Below are 12,645 nucleotides of genomic sequence, written 5' to 3'. Positions count from 1 at the left end.
GATGGGCCTCTTCGATACGTTCTTCTCCAGCGTCACCGGCGGCAGTCGAGAGCCTCAAAAACCGTCAAACGTCGAGCTCGAGCTGCGCCGCAGGCTTACCGTGCTTGCAAGCGACGAGGCCACTCAAGACACTTCCCTGCGTTATTTCCTGCGCTGGGCGGGGCAAGTCCAAGGCGTTGGTTTTCGCTTTACCAACACCAACCTCGCGCAGGCACGCGCACTCACCGGCTGGGTGCGTAACATGGAAGACGGCTCAGTCGAGATGGAGATACAGGGAGCTCCGGCAGACATCCTATCTCATCTCGAGGCACTTCATGCCTCCTACGAGCGCATGGGAACGCGTTTTCGCCTTGTAGATGCCCAGGCCCGAGCCCCACTTGCCAATGAAGACGGTTTCAGTCCTCATTATTAGTATTGTGTGCTAAATACGGTATCATTTACCTACGACCGTTGATAGAAAAGAGGCGAGGCGCATGGCGGTGCAAAGAAGGAATACCAAGCAGCGAAAGCTGGTTCTTGACGCCGTGCGCCAAAGCTACAACCATCCCACCGCCGACGAAATCTACAACGTCGTGCGCGCGCAGGATGACAAAATCAGCCGCGGTACGGTCTACCGCAACCTCAATCTCTTGGCCGACGCCGGCGAGATCCTCTCCATCAAGACGCCGGGCGGCAGCCGCTTCGATCGCACGATCGAGCCGCACGCACATATCATCTGCACCTCATGCAGCCGCGTCATCGACGTACCGCTCCCCTTCGATGCCCAGCTCGACGCCAAAGCGTCCGAGCAAATCGGCTGGCACGTCACGTCGCACTACACCATCTTCAAGGGTCTCTGCCCCGACTGCCGGTAGATGTTTGGAACATGCCTTAAAATCCACCTTTCCGCACTTTGCAGCAAAAAGTAGATTCCTAGACATGTCCCAAATGTCTACTCAGCAAGTAGACGACGCAGCTCTTCTTCGACCGTGCGCACGTAGCGGACGCGGTCGTTAATGCCACGCATAGAGGGGTTGCAGCTCTCCATCAGATAGGGATGGCCCACGACGTTGAGCATGTCGCGATCGTTCTCATTGTCGCCAAACGCCATCATCTCATCGGGCGAAATACCCAGGGCACGACCGTAATCGGCAAGCGCGGAGCCCTTGCCCGAACCGAAACCGATAAAGTCCGTCCATTCGGTTCCCGACGTCATCACGTCAACACGGTCGCTAAAGAGGCGCTCAAAATACTCCAGGGCCGCCGGCTGATCCACCTCGGGCGTCTGGAAGGCAATCTTAATGACGTCCTCGTCGATGTCCTCGGGGCGGGCGACCACCGCCACATCGCAGTGGACCTCATAGCGCAAATGATCGACGAACGCATCGTTGCCGCTCATGGTGTAGAGGTGTCCCTCACACGAAAGGGTCACGTCGGCATGGGGATACGCAACCACGGCATTCGCGATATCCATAGCAAGGCTACGCTCCATGGAACGCTTGACAACGGCACGTCCCTCGCTCATCACCAGGGCTCCGTTTTCACATACATAGGCGAGCTCATCGGCCACCGGGGCAAACAGATAGCGCAAGCTCGCATATTGACGGCCGCTCGCCGGCATAAACACGATACCGCGACGATGCAGCTCATCGATGAGCTCAAAGGCCTCGGAACGCGGCTCGCGCTCCCCCGGATGCAGCAACGTGCCGTCCAAATCGCATGCAATCAGCTTGATTCCTTCAAGACCCATATGCTCCCCCACAGCATCTCATCAACAGAAAGGCGGACTTTGAATAGTTGTCTCTCAAAGTCCGCCTTACTTATACGCACGTTAACCGCGCGCCTTCTTTACGATCGTAAAGTCTGGTGCCATACTCACAACGGCATCCGCCGCACTCGACGCAAAGCGCCGGTCCGAATCGAGTTCACGGGTAACCGTCGAGAGCCGAACGCCCTCGACGCCCCGGAGCATGCGGCCCAAAACAGGCTGCACCGGCGTATACATGCGCACGGTATACTCGTCCGAATCGCCTCGAAAAAGCGGCGCATGCATATTGCCGATCTCCCAGCACGCATGCGCGAGCGCAATCGGGTCCATGCGGTCAACTTCGACCAAATAAACCTCGGCGCTGCGCAGGCGCACGACAACCGCCACGGGCACCACGCCCGAACGGTCGACGGCGAGCACGTCGCCGTCGACAAAACGACCGCCGTCGGCAGTATCCAGCCGAACATCGACCGTGCGCCCCAGCTCCGTCACGCCCACAAACGCGCATACATCAGCCTGGTCCCAATCGAGCAGTAGCTCGTCAACTTCAAAGACGCCGCCCAGCTTCCGGCGAAGCAGAAGTTCATAGGACGGATCGTTGAGATTTCCCAAGCATGTCGTCGAAACCAAGCGCTCAGGCATGCTCTAACCCTCGACCTCGACGAGCTCGATATCAAAGTTGAGGTCCTTGCCGGCAAGCTCGTGGTTGGCATCGAGCGTCACAGCCTCGGGCGTTACGTCGATGACGACGGCGGGGACAGGCATGCCGCTCGGCGTGGACAGGAAGAGCTTCATGCCCTTCTCGATCTGCTCGATGTTGGGAACCTGCTCGGCCGGGAAGGTAATAACCATCTCGGGATTGTGCTCGCCGTAGGCATCGGCAGCAGGAATGTGCACGGTCTTCTTCTCGCCCACCTGCATGTCGACAACAGCGGCGTCGAAGCCCTTGATCATCTGACCGGCGCCGCAGGTGAACTCCAGCGGCTCGCCGCGATCGTAGGAGCTATCGAACTGCGTGCCGTCGTCGAGCGTGCCGCGATAATGAGTCTTGACCTTCTTGCCCTGGTTGGACATGGTAACCTCCGTGATAAGGGCGGCGCACAACGCGGGCCGCCGTGAACATATGGCGCTAACTATACCCTAGTCATACAATTCAATGACAGTTTGCAAAGAAACGCTGCAACCGGAGGAACCATGGCATATCCCGTATTTGACCTACACTGCGACACCGCCGACCGCATCGGCTGGGCCACGCTCGATCTCGACCTGCGCTTTACCGCCGGCACCGACGGTTATTTCCCCGGCGACGAAACGCATCCGCAAGATTTCGACCTCATCGAGGGCAACGCCTGCGCCATCTCGCTCGCAAAGATCGGCAACACGCCATGGGCACAGTGCTTCGCCACGTTTGTCCCCGATGAGATTCCCACCGCCCACGCCGCGCGCTTCCAGGCGCAGATCATGGCGCATATGAGCGGCCAGGCAATGCTCAACCACGACCGCATGGTCAACGTACGCAGCGCGGCAGACATTCGCCCCGCGCTCAAAGACGGCAAGGTCGCCTGCATCCACACCATCGAAAACGCCACGTTCTTTGCCGAGGACCCCGCGCTGATCGAGGTGCTCAAGAGCTTGGGCGTACTCATGTCATCGCTCAGCTGGAATGCGCAGGGACCGCTCGCGAGCGGACACGATACCCACGCCGGCCTCACCGCCGCCGGCATCGAGGCACTTACGCAGATGGAGCACGCCGGCATGGTGCTTGACGTCTCCCACCTCAACGATGAGTGCTTTGACGAGGTTGTCGCCCACGCCACACGTCCCTTCGTCGCCAGCCACTCCAACTCTCGTGCAGTTTGCGGCGTTAAGCGCAACCTCACCGACGACCAGTTCCGCACCATTCGCGACATGGGTGGCATCGTCGGCCTCAACTACTGCAGCGAGTTCCTTTCCAACGACGCAACCGACAAGACAGCCGCAGACGTCACCTTCGACCAGCTGGCGGCACATATCGAGCACTGGCTCGACCTGGGCGGCGAGGACGTCATCGCGCTCGGCGGCGACTGGGACGGTGCCACGGTGCCCGCCTTCCTCTCCGATGCCAGCAAGATGCCCGAGTTCCAGAACATGCTCTCCAAGCACTTTGGCAAGACCGTGATGCAGAAGCTCTGCAGCGATAATGCCCTTGCCTTCTTTGAGCGTTATTAATTTCACATCCCCTGAGCGGGCCGGCATGCCGAACGGTCGACATGCCGGCCCGTCCCCAATCTGAAGGACCACTTTTGACGCAGCAATTTACGCTTTTCCTACCCCAACCGGATGGGACTCCCATCCCCGTCGTCGTTACCAAAAAGCGCGTCAAAAACTTCAACCTGCGCGTCACATCGAGCGGTGAGGTCCACGCCAGCGCACCGCTCGGCGCCAGCCGCGAGCGTATCGAAGCGTTTGTGAAGCGCAACAGCGCCTGGATTATCAGCCGGCTTGCCCAGCGCGAGCAACGTCAGGCGACGGCGCAAGAGCCGCTCAGCCCCTCGTCCATCATTGCACTTTGGGGCAAGCCCATCACGGTACAAGATGCGCTCGATCACAACTTTAAGTCACCCGCACCGCGGCCCAAACAAGCCACGTTCGCAAGCTTTATGGGTACCGACGAGCCAGACGAACGTCCGCAGGCCAAGTGGAACGCGCCCCTCGACGGCTTAACGCCCAGTGAGATCCAAGCCCATATTGACCAGCTCTATACGTCCGAAGTCACATCGGCGCTGCGGGATATGGTGCACGCATACGAAATCGCAATGGGTGTCGCCGTTTCCCGCGTTTCCGTGCGCAGCATGAAAACGCGCTGGGGATCATGCACGCCCAAAACCGGCGCCATTCGCATCGCACGAGAACTTGCCGCCTACCCCGTCGAGTGCCTTGACATGGTTGTCGCCCACGAGCTCGTCCACTTGCTCGAGCCAAGCCACAATCAGCGGTTTCACGCCCTGCTCGACACGTACTGCCCCAACAATAGAGCACTGTCCCAGCGGCTCAAGCAGCCACCCATAGAGACATATTAGAACCGGTTAGCGCACGCGCTCGATCTCGACACCGCAGCTTGCCAGGGGAAGACCGACGGGCGCCCAAGGCTTATCGAGCTTAACGCGCACGCCAAGCAGCAAGGGGTAACGACGCAGCAGCATCGAGGCCACACCCTCAGCTGCAGCCTCGATGAGCTTAAACGTATGCTCGCGCAGATAGCCATCGACATCGTGGCACACCGAGCCATAGTCAATCGAGGCGTCCAGGTTATCGTGCTCCCCCGCTGCACGCAGGTCGGCATAGAGTACCAAGGACACGATGAACTTCTGGCCCAGCGCGTTCTCTTCGGGATACACGCCATGGTTAGCAAAAACCTCAAGACCTTCAACGGTGATGCGGTCGGCATGGCGAAGGTCGTCATAGCTCACGTGGGGCACCGCCGTTGCGGTGGATATTTCGCCCCTTCCACGGCGGGCGAGCTCGGCGCCTTCAGTCTTGGTTGCATTCTCGGGCAGTTTCTTGTTGCTCATCGCGATCGTCTCCTTCGTTTAGAACCCCGACCGCGCAAACTAACTACACGCGAATCGACAGGTTCTTTTTATCATCGCTCCAGTTGCAAGCATTGCGCGCGGGGCATGCAAAGCAGGCGCGCGACGCTTTGTCGGCTGCATAGAGCAGACGCTCAAGCGGTTGGCTGTTCACGCGCAGCTTTCGATGGCCCAGAATGGCCGTCTTAATGGCTGCGGCATCGGCCGGCTCAAACGCCACGTCATCGGGCATGCCGCCGAGAATCGCATCAGCGACGCGTTCGCTTGCAACATCATGGGATATACCCGATTCATACTGTTCATCTTTGCCGATATCGTGAAGAAGTGCCGTGGCGTAGATGACCTCGCGGTCAAATTCGAGCTGCTCCTCGAGATTCTTGATCCACATAATGCGAGAGACATCGAGCAGATGGTCAATACCGTGGCGGCAGAAGATGCGCCCCGATTCCAACTGCGCAATGTTGCCCAGATGCCGCCGGAACAGCCCGTTGGCACAAATGTAATCAATGCGAGGCATGGCACCAAAGGGAGCCAAGCCCGAAGCCATAAAGCCGCGACGTGACGTCCCCTCATCGGTCTTCGATGCAAAGTCGTTGACGACTCTCATAGTTAGCGTCCCAGCATCCTAAAGAAACGCTCCTCGAGCGCGGGATCGGTCTCAAAGACGCCGCGGCGAGCGAGCGTCACGGTCTTGGTGCCAGGCTTTTGCACGCCGCGCATGGTCATACACATATGCTCGGCTTCCATGAGCACAATCGCTCCCCGGGGAGCGAGATAATCCATGAGAGCGTCGGCAACCTGCGCACACAGCTGCTCCTGCAGCTGTAGACGGCGGGCATAAACCTCAACCGTGCGGGCGAGCTTGGAAAGCCCTGCGACACGGCCGTTGGGGATATAGCCAATGGCAGCCTTGCCGTAAAACGGCAGCAGATGATGCTCGCACAGCGAGTAAAACGTGATGTCGCGCTCGATAACCAAATCGTTCGAAGCGACGGCAAAGGTTTTGGACAGGTGCTCCTCGGCACTCTGGTCCATACCACCGGCGATCTCACCATACATACGGGCAACGCGCGCCGGGGTCTCCAGCAGGCCCTCACGAGTTGGGTCCTCGCCTATGCCCTCAAGCAACAGCTTAATGGCGGCCTCGACTTTTTCCTGATCGACCATCTGGGCCTCACTTTTCCGATTTTGCGTTCGCGCTATGGTACCACGCCCTTTGGCATCGGCCACAAGCTACATAGTATGGGTCGAATAGACCGGATCGTCCCGCCAAAGCTCCACAGCGTCGCAAAGCGCAACGCCCTCGCGCACAGCACGGGCGCGCGTGGCGTTCATATCAATCACGCGCTGATTGCTCGAGCCCCTAAAACGCAATGAGATATCGTACAGATCCTGAACAAACGGGCCATCCACCAACATATCGAGGCAGGCAAGGATACGGTCCGTCGCCTCGGTATGGTGACGACCACCCGGCATAAGCTCCTCGAGCACGTCGCCGGTAAAGCACCAAATGGTCTTGCCCGACCCCGCGGGATAGGCCGCACGCACGCGTTCGATAAAGTCAACAAGCCCCGCCTGATTCTCGGGCTCCATGGGCTCGCCACCCAGAATCGTCAGGCCATCGATAAAGGGATGATCGAGACTCTCGATAATTTTGTCCTCGACGGCGCGATCGAACGGCTCGCCCGCAGCAAAGTCCCACGCGACGGAGTTAAAGCAATTCTTGCACCCGCGACGGCACCCGCTCACAAACAGAGAAGTACGAACGCCTTCCCCATCAGCAATGTCGAAATACTTAATGTTCGCGTAGTTCATAGGTAACTCTCCCGGGAGGCCGGGACATATCATCCCGTCCTCAAACATTCTCGGCCTTCGGCCTGCGAAACTGCGGGCGGGACGATATGTCCCGGCCTCATGCAAAGGGTAACTCAATGAACGAAGCGAACATCGAGTATAGGGTTCGAGGTCCAATAAAAACTTTGTTGCAGCTCAACCGCTATCGCAAGTAAATCGCAGCTGCAGCTCGAATTATTTCCGCTAAGAACTTCGAGGAGCGAGCAGGCCGCGCGCTGCATCTCAGCTACGTCAACTTGGCTGAACCGAGAGGGCCGCTTGGGCATTTGCTCGATATGAGTTCCGCACGCAAAGAAGGCCACTTAATGTGGCCTTCGTCTTGCGCAGGACTGTCCGAAATAGCGAGCAAATGCCCAAGCGGCCCTCTCGGTTCAGCCCCGGAGCGGTATTAGAGATGCAGCACGCGGTCGCGGATCTCCTCGGTTCGACCCTGGTTCCAGAACTGGGTACCGATGTAACCGCACGTGCGACGGGCGACATTCATCTTCTCCTGGTCACGATTGCCGCAATTGGGGCACTCCCACACCAGCTTGCCGTCATCCTCGACAATCTTGATCTCACCGTCGTAGCCGCACACCTGGCAGTAGTCGCTCTTGGTGTTGAGCTCGGCGTACATGATGTTGTCGTAGATGTACTGCATCACGCGAATGACAGCCTTGAGGTTGTCCTGCATGTTGGGAACCTCGACGTAGGAGATGGCACCGCCCGGCGAAAGCTGCTGGAACATACCCTCGAACTTGAGCTTGTCGAATGCGTCGATCTCCTCGGACACGTGGACGTGGTAGCTGTTGGTGATGTAGCCCTTGTCCGTCACGCCCGGGATGATGCCAAAACGACGCTGCAGGCACTTGGCGAACTTGTAGGTCGTCGACTCAAGCGGGGTACCGTACAGCGAGAAGTCAATATCGCTTTCGGCCTTCCACTCCGCGCACTTGTCGTTCATGCGCTGCATGACGGCCATGGCAAAGGGCGTGCCCTCCTTCTCGGTGTGGCTGTGGCCCGTCATGTACTTAACGCACTCATACAGGCCGGCATAACCCAGACTAATGGTGGAGTAACCGCCCACGAGCAACTTGTCGATCGTCTCGCCCTTCTTCAGGCGGGCGAGGGCACCGTACTGCCAAAGAATCGGTGCGGCATCCGAAAGCGTACCCATCAGACGCTCATGACGGCACAGCAGGGCGCGGTGGCACAGCTCAAGGCGCTCGTCGAAGATCTTCCAGAACTTATCCATGTCCTGATGCGAGCTCAGCGCGACATCGGGCAGGTTGATGGTCACAACGCCCTGGTTAAAGCGACCGTAGTACTTGGGCTTGTTCGGGTCATAGTTCAGCGCGTTGGCCACGTTGTTAAATCCGTTACCGGAGCGGTCGGGCGTCAGGAAGCTGCGGCAACCCATGCAGGTATAGCAGTCGCCGTTGCCCGCGGTCTCGCCCTTCGACAGCTTGAGCTCGCGCATCTTCTTCTCGGAGATGTAGTCGGGCACCATGCGCTTGGCGGTGCACTTCGCAGCCAGCTGAGTCAGGTAGAAGTACGGGGAATCCTCGTGAACGTTATCGTCCTCGAGCACGTAGATGAGCTTGGGGAACGCCGGGGTGATCCACACGCCGGCTTCGTTCTTAACGCCCTCATAGCGCTGACGAAGCGTCTCCTCCACAATCATGGCAAGGTCATGCTTCTCCTGGGGCGTACGGGCCTCATTGAGATACATAAAGACCGTCACGAACGGCGCCTGGCCATTCGTGGTCATAAGGGTCACGACCTGATACTGAATCGTCTGAACGCCGCGACGGATCTCGTCACGCAGGCGGTCCTCAACAACCTCGCGGACCTTTTCGGGAGATGCGGAAACGCCGAGCTCCTCGAGCTCGCGGGCGACCTCGCCGCGAATCTTTTGACGGCTCACCTCGACGAACGGGGCAAGATGGGTCAGCGAAATCGACTGGCCACCGTACTGGGAGGAAGCAACCTGAGCGATGATCTGCGTCGCGATGTTGCAGGCAGTCGAGAAGCTGTGCGGCTTCTCGATCAGCGTGCCCGAAATAACAGTACCGTTCTGGAGCATATCCTCCAGGTTCACCAGGTCGCAGTTATGCATGTGCTGGGCAAAGTAGTCCGAATCATGGAAGTGAATCAGACCCTCATTGTGAGCATCCACAATCTCCTGGGGCAGCAGCACACGCTGGGTCAGGTCCTTGGAGATCTCGCCGGCCATGTAGTCACGCTGAACGGAATTGACGGTCGGGTTCTTGTTGGAGTTCTCCTGCTTGACCTCTTCGTTGTTGCACTCAATCAGCGACAGAATCTTGTCGTCGGTCGTGTTCTTCTGGCGCTTCAGGCTCTGAACATAGCGATAGATGATGTAATGGCGAGCGACCTCGTAGCAGTCGAGACGCATAATCTCGTCCTCGACCAGATCCTGAATCTCCTCGACCGACACGGTGTGGCCCGCGTTCTCGCATGCCTCGGCGACGTTTTGTGCCGCGTAAACCACCTGGCGGTCGGTAAGACGAGAGCTCTCCTCGACCTCCAAGTTTGCGGCGCGGATGGCATTGACAATCTTATCGATGTCAAAGACAACCTCGGTGCCGCTGCGCTTGATGATCTTCATCCTCTTGCCTCTTTCGCGTCGAAATCGTATTGCGCTTCAGAGCCAAACGATGCCCGGCAGGGCTTGCCCCTGTCTTGCGGCGCCGTCGCGCAATCTGTGTTTTCGAAAACCATAGGCCCTCATGCGGACAATCCTCGCAGCCAATCAAGGGGCTCGAAGATCCATCCAAATGGGGCGAATAAGGTCCTCGTTCTCTGTCCGCCATCTATCATACGACAAAGAGGCATCTATATCCTGTATTCTTTTTTTAGGTCAAACACAACATATAGTGTTTCAGCAGGTCAAAGCAATTAGTCATTTTGCAGACGCATTAATTATGAGGGGTTCTTGGCAAGTCGGTAAAACGTTACCAACACGGCTACCTGCATGGCAGTTATAAAACCCCCTTAGTCAAGCCGCTGACAAATCCTACCAAAACCAAGCCGCTCACGCCAAAAGAATCCAAAAGATTATGCTTGACCAACATGTTGCGGTCACGGTCGGCCAGGACGTATGCAACCTGCCGGCACCTCTACGGGGACCTTGGATCAATATTTGCTGGCATATTTGACGGCGTGCTTGGTAGCAAAACAAAACAGCTCAGAGGACATAGCCTCTGAGCTGCGAACATTTGGTGGGCGTTAGAAGATTTGAACTTCTGACCTCTTCCGTGTCAGGGAAGCGCTCTCCCCCTGAGCTAAACGCCCAAATGGAGCGGACAACGGGACTCGAACCCGCGACCCCAACCTTGGCAAGGTTGTGCTCTACCAACTGAGCCATGTCCGCTTACGAGGATTAATCTTACGTGATGCCCGCATCCTATGCAAGAACTTTTTTTGAAAAGTTTTGCGACGCTCTCGCGAGGGCATCAGTCGTCACGAAAGGCGCGAACAAACGCAGGCTCACAGCGAGATGCCCCTACATCTCACCGAGCATGATCCAGGCAGAGCTGTCCTGCGCGAGCCTGCCGTCTGCAAGCGGTGATGAGGTGAGCAGGACCCTGCCCGCCGGCAGCTCCACGGGTGCTGCACCGAAGTTCGTCACACACGCCCAGCCGTTATCGCGGCGATAGGCGATGACGCCGCCCTCAGCGCCCTCGGCACCATCCGCAAGACCGGTGCGCCCGTCAAGATCGAGCCACGCAAGATCGTTGGCGCACCCGCGCAGCTTGCGCCGCAGCCAGAGGGCGTCACGATAGAGCGCAAGCATCGATGTCGGGTCCACTTCTTCCCTATCGGCAGCATAATCGGAAAACCATGCAGGCTGCGGCAGATGGGGCGCCGCATCGGCGTCTGCCGGCGAAAACCCAAACGATCCGCCATGCGCGGGATCGTCCGCCGCCACCCACGGCAGGGGCACACGACAGCCGTCGCGCCCCTTCTCACGCTTCGGTCCGTGCGTATTGGTCGCAGTAGGGTCTTCGAGTGCAGCCCACGGGATATCAGCCACCTCAAAAAGGCCGAGCTCCTCACCCTGATACACGTATGCCGAGCCCGGAAGCGCCAGCTCAAGCAAAAGGGCCGCCCGCGCGCGGCGCTCGCCGAGTTCACGGTCCTCGTCATAAGACGACCCGTCGCGCAAGAGCCAGTCGAGCGCAATCTGGTGGTAGCGCGTCGCCTTGATTTGCGGCAGGGCATAGCGTGTCGCCACGCGCGGCACGTCGTGGTTGGAGAGTACCCAGGTCGAGGCGGAATCGGATTCGACGGCTGCCTTCAAGCCCTTCTCGATTGCAGTGTGCATGTCATCATAGGTCCAAGTGGCCTTGGCAAACTCAAAGTTGAATGTCTGGCCAAGCTCGCTGGGACGCGCGTAGAGATACTGGCGCTCGGGCAGCACCCACGCCTCGGCAACGGCACTGCGCGGCGGATTATAGCGGTCGAACACGCGGCGCCACTCGCGATAGATCTCGTGGACCTCATTGCGGTCCCACAGCGGATGGGTGCCGTCGTCAACCATGTCATCGCCCTCGGCGAGATGCCACCGGTCGAGGTCATCGCGGTCGAGATCCTTGGCGAGACCCTGCGCCACATCAATGCGAAAGCCGTCGACGCCTCGATCGCTCCAAAACGCCAGGACGTCGCAAAAGAGCGCGTGAACCTCAGGGCATGACCAGTCAAAGTCCGGCTGCTCGGGCGTAAACATGTGCAGATACCACTGACCGTCCGCAACACGCGTCCATGCGGGGCCGCCAAAGTTGGCATTCCAATTGGTGGGAGGCAGCTCGCCATGCTCGCCGCGACCATCGCGGAAGATATAACGGGCGCGTTCGGGCGATCCGGGGCCGGCGGCAAGAGCGGCTTTGAACCAGGGGTGCTGGTTGGATGAATGGTTGGGCACGATGTCGACGATGACCTTGATGCCGCGCGCGTGAGCCGCAGCGATCATGTCATCGAAGTCGTCAAGCGAGCCGAGACGTGGGTCGACATCGCAGTAGTCCGCCACATCATAGCCACCATCGACAAGAGGCGAAGGGTAAAACGGGCTCAGCCAGATGGCCTCGATACCCAGTCGCTCAAGATAGTCCATCTGCTGGGTAATGCCCGCGATATCGCCCAGACCCGAACCAGTCGAATCCTTAAACGAGCGCGGGTAGATCTGATAGATCGCGGCATCGGACATCCATGAGCGCGAAGAAGACTTTTCTGTAGCCATGGGGCGTATCTCCCTTGCAACGAGGTTATGCGAGATGCCCACGATGATACGCCCAAAGCGGACATTCGCGACAAACAACGCCACAGCCACGCCCCAAAACGATCGCTCCCTCGCGGGTTCGAGCCCAGGCGACGGGTACGAAAAAGCCCGGCTACCGTAGTAGCCGGGCTGTTACGTTTGGAGCGGACAACGGGGCTCGAACCCGCGACCCCAACCTTGGCAAGGTTGTGCTC

The 12,645-nt window shown here is 58.7% G+C and carries 13 protein-coding genes and 2 tRNA genes; 4 read left to right on the top strand and 11 right to left on the bottom strand.

The window, feature by feature from the left end; all coding sequences use genetic code 11:
- Nucleotide 1 precedes the first annotated feature (1 nt).
- Entirely contained in the window at nucleotides 2-412 is a 411-nt protein-coding gene (locus KTF55_RS04415; protein WP_217107722.1) for an acylphosphatase, read from the top strand.
- A 61-nt stretch (nucleotides 413-473) separates the two neighbouring features.
- Nucleotides 474-854 carry a Fur family transcriptional regulator gene (locus tag KTF55_RS04410; RefSeq protein WP_217107721.1) on the top strand — a complete coding sequence of 127 codons (381 nt, stop codon included), beginning with the start codon at nucleotides 474-476 and terminating at the stop codon, nucleotides 852-854.
- A gap of 77 nt (nucleotides 855-931) precedes the next feature.
- Here the strand turns inward: KTF55_RS04410 and KTF55_RS04405 are convergent, their stop codons facing one another.
- From KTF55_RS04405 to KTF55_RS04395, 3 genes are all read right to left on the bottom strand, one after another.
- On the bottom strand, nucleotides 932-1,729 hold the full coding sequence (locus KTF55_RS04405) for an HAD-IIB family hydrolase (protein ID WP_217107720.1): 798 nt from the start codon (nucleotides 1,727-1,729) through the stop codon (nucleotides 932-934).
- A gap of 81 nt (nucleotides 1,730-1,810) precedes the next feature.
- Complete coding sequence (locus KTF55_RS04400; protein WP_022094405.1) at nucleotides 1,811-2,389, bottom strand: urease accessory protein UreE; 579 nt, start codon at nucleotides 2,387-2,389, stop codon at nucleotides 1,811-1,813.
- Nucleotides 2,390-2,392: 3 nt separating this feature from the next.
- Nucleotides 2,393-2,821, bottom strand: coding sequence for a peptidylprolyl isomerase (locus KTF55_RS04395; RefSeq protein WP_055286916.1), 429 nt, complete (start codon nucleotides 2,819-2,821; stop codon nucleotides 2,393-2,395).
- Nucleotides 2,822-2,941: 120 nt separating this feature from the next.
- Here KTF55_RS04395 and KTF55_RS04390 point away from each other — a divergent pair, with 120 nt between their 5' ends.
- Together KTF55_RS04390 and KTF55_RS04385 are read left to right on the top strand one after the other, a co-directional pair.
- Nucleotides 2,942-3,955 (top strand): dipeptidase, encoded by a 1,014-nt coding sequence (locus KTF55_RS04390; RefSeq protein ID WP_117640822.1) that lies wholly within the window; start codon nucleotides 2,942-2,944, stop codon nucleotides 3,953-3,955.
- A gap of 74 nt (nucleotides 3,956-4,029) precedes the next feature.
- On the top strand, nucleotides 4,030-4,806 hold the full coding sequence (locus KTF55_RS04385) for a M48 family metallopeptidase (RefSeq protein ID WP_217107719.1): 777 nt from the start codon (nucleotides 4,030-4,032) through the stop codon (nucleotides 4,804-4,806).
- Nucleotides 4,807-4,812: 6 nt separating this feature from the next.
- Here KTF55_RS04385 and folB read toward each other — a convergent pair whose 3' ends face one another.
- From folB to KTF55_RS04345, 8 genes are all read right to left on the bottom strand, one after another.
- The gene (gene folB / locus KTF55_RS04380; RefSeq protein ID WP_138112053.1) at nucleotides 4,813-5,298 is read right to left on the bottom strand and encodes a dihydroneopterin aldolase; all 486 of its coding nucleotides are present in this window, start codon (nucleotides 5,296-5,298) and stop codon (nucleotides 4,813-4,815) included.
- A gap of 43 nt (nucleotides 5,299-5,341) precedes the next feature.
- Complete coding sequence (locus KTF55_RS04375; RefSeq protein WP_022094400.1) at nucleotides 5,342-5,923, bottom strand: HD domain-containing protein; 582 nt, start codon at nucleotides 5,921-5,923, stop codon at nucleotides 5,342-5,344.
- A 2-nt stretch (nucleotides 5,924-5,925) separates the two neighbouring features.
- Nucleotides 5,926-6,483 carry a GTP cyclohydrolase I FolE gene (folE, locus tag KTF55_RS04370; protein ID WP_148332740.1) on the bottom strand — a complete coding sequence of 186 codons (558 nt, stop codon included), beginning with the start codon at nucleotides 6,481-6,483 and terminating at the stop codon, nucleotides 5,926-5,928.
- Between the two features lie 66 nt (nucleotides 6,484-6,549).
- On the bottom strand, nucleotides 6,550-7,131 hold the full coding sequence (gene nrdG, locus KTF55_RS04365; protein ID WP_022094398.1) for an anaerobic ribonucleoside-triphosphate reductase activating protein: 582 nt from the start codon (nucleotides 7,129-7,131) through the stop codon (nucleotides 6,550-6,552).
- 427 nt (nucleotides 7,132-7,558) lie between these two features.
- On the bottom strand, nucleotides 7,559-9,781 hold the full coding sequence (gene nrdD / locus KTF55_RS04360) for an anaerobic ribonucleoside-triphosphate reductase (protein ID WP_055309732.1): 2,223 nt from the start codon (nucleotides 9,779-9,781) through the stop codon (nucleotides 7,559-7,561).
- Nucleotides 9,782-10,392: 611 nt separating this feature from the next.
- Nucleotides 10,393-10,467 (bottom strand) — tRNA-Val (locus tag KTF55_RS04355).
- A gap of 3 nt (nucleotides 10,468-10,470) precedes the next feature.
- Nucleotides 10,471-10,546 (bottom strand) — tRNA-Gly (locus KTF55_RS04350).
- A 132-nt stretch (nucleotides 10,547-10,678) separates the two neighbouring features.
- Nucleotides 10,679-12,412 carry a glycoside hydrolase family 13 protein gene (locus KTF55_RS04345; RefSeq protein ID WP_138112044.1) on the bottom strand — a complete coding sequence of 578 codons (1,734 nt, stop codon included), beginning with the start codon at nucleotides 12,410-12,412 and terminating at the stop codon, nucleotides 10,679-10,681.
- Nucleotides 12,413-12,645 lie beyond the last annotated feature (233 nt).

It is taken from the genome of Collinsella sp. MSK.8.10 (assembly GCF_019041915.1).
Lineage (GTDB): Bacteria > Actinomycetota > Coriobacteriia > Coriobacteriales > Coriobacteriaceae > Collinsella.
This window is presented reverse-complemented; position numbering and strand designations above follow the sequence as displayed.

What these genes read in the sequence shown, in the direction of transcription:
- KTF55_RS04415 (WP_217107722.1), top strand. Translation starts at nt 2, where the DNA reads ATGGGCCTCTTCGATACGTTCTTCTCCAGCGTCACCGGCGGCAGTCGA.
- KTF55_RS04410 (WP_217107721.1), top strand. Translation starts at nt 474, where the DNA reads ATGGCGGTGCAAAGAAGGAATACCAAGCAGCGAAAGCTGGTTCTTGAC.
- KTF55_RS04405 (WP_217107720.1), bottom strand. Translation starts at nt 1,729, where the DNA reads ATGGGTCTTGAAGGAATCAAGCTGATTGCATGCGATTTGGACGGCACG.
- KTF55_RS04400 (WP_022094405.1), bottom strand. Translation starts at nt 2,389, where the DNA reads ATGCCTGAGCGCTTGGTTTCGACGACATGCTTGGGAAATCTCAACGAT.
- KTF55_RS04395 (WP_055286916.1), bottom strand. Translation starts at nt 2,821, where the DNA reads ATGTCCAACCAGGGCAAGAAGGTCAAGACTCATTATCGCGGCACGCTC.
- KTF55_RS04390 (WP_117640822.1), top strand. Translation starts at nt 2,942, where the DNA reads ATGGCATATCCCGTATTTGACCTACACTGCGACACCGCCGACCGCATC.
- folB (WP_138112053.1), bottom strand. Translation starts at nt 5,298, where the DNA reads ATGAGCAACAAGAAACTGCCCGAGAATGCAACCAAGACTGAAGGCGCC.
- KTF55_RS04375 (WP_022094400.1), bottom strand. Translation starts at nt 5,923, where the DNA reads ATGAGAGTCGTCAACGACTTTGCATCGAAGACCGATGAGGGGACGTCA.
- folE (WP_148332740.1), bottom strand. Translation starts at nt 6,483, where the DNA reads ATGGTCGATCAGGAAAAAGTCGAGGCCGCCATTAAGCTGTTGCTTGAG.
- nrdG (WP_022094398.1), bottom strand. Translation starts at nt 7,131, where the DNA reads ATGAACTACGCGAACATTAAGTATTTCGACATTGCTGATGGGGAAGGC.
- nrdD (WP_055309732.1), bottom strand. Translation starts at nt 9,781, where the DNA reads ATGAAGATCATCAAGCGCAGCGGCACCGAGGTTGTCTTTGACATCGAT.
- KTF55_RS04345 (WP_138112044.1), bottom strand. Translation starts at nt 12,412, where the DNA reads ATGGCTACAGAAAAGTCTTCTTCGCGCTCATGGATGTCCGATGCCGCG.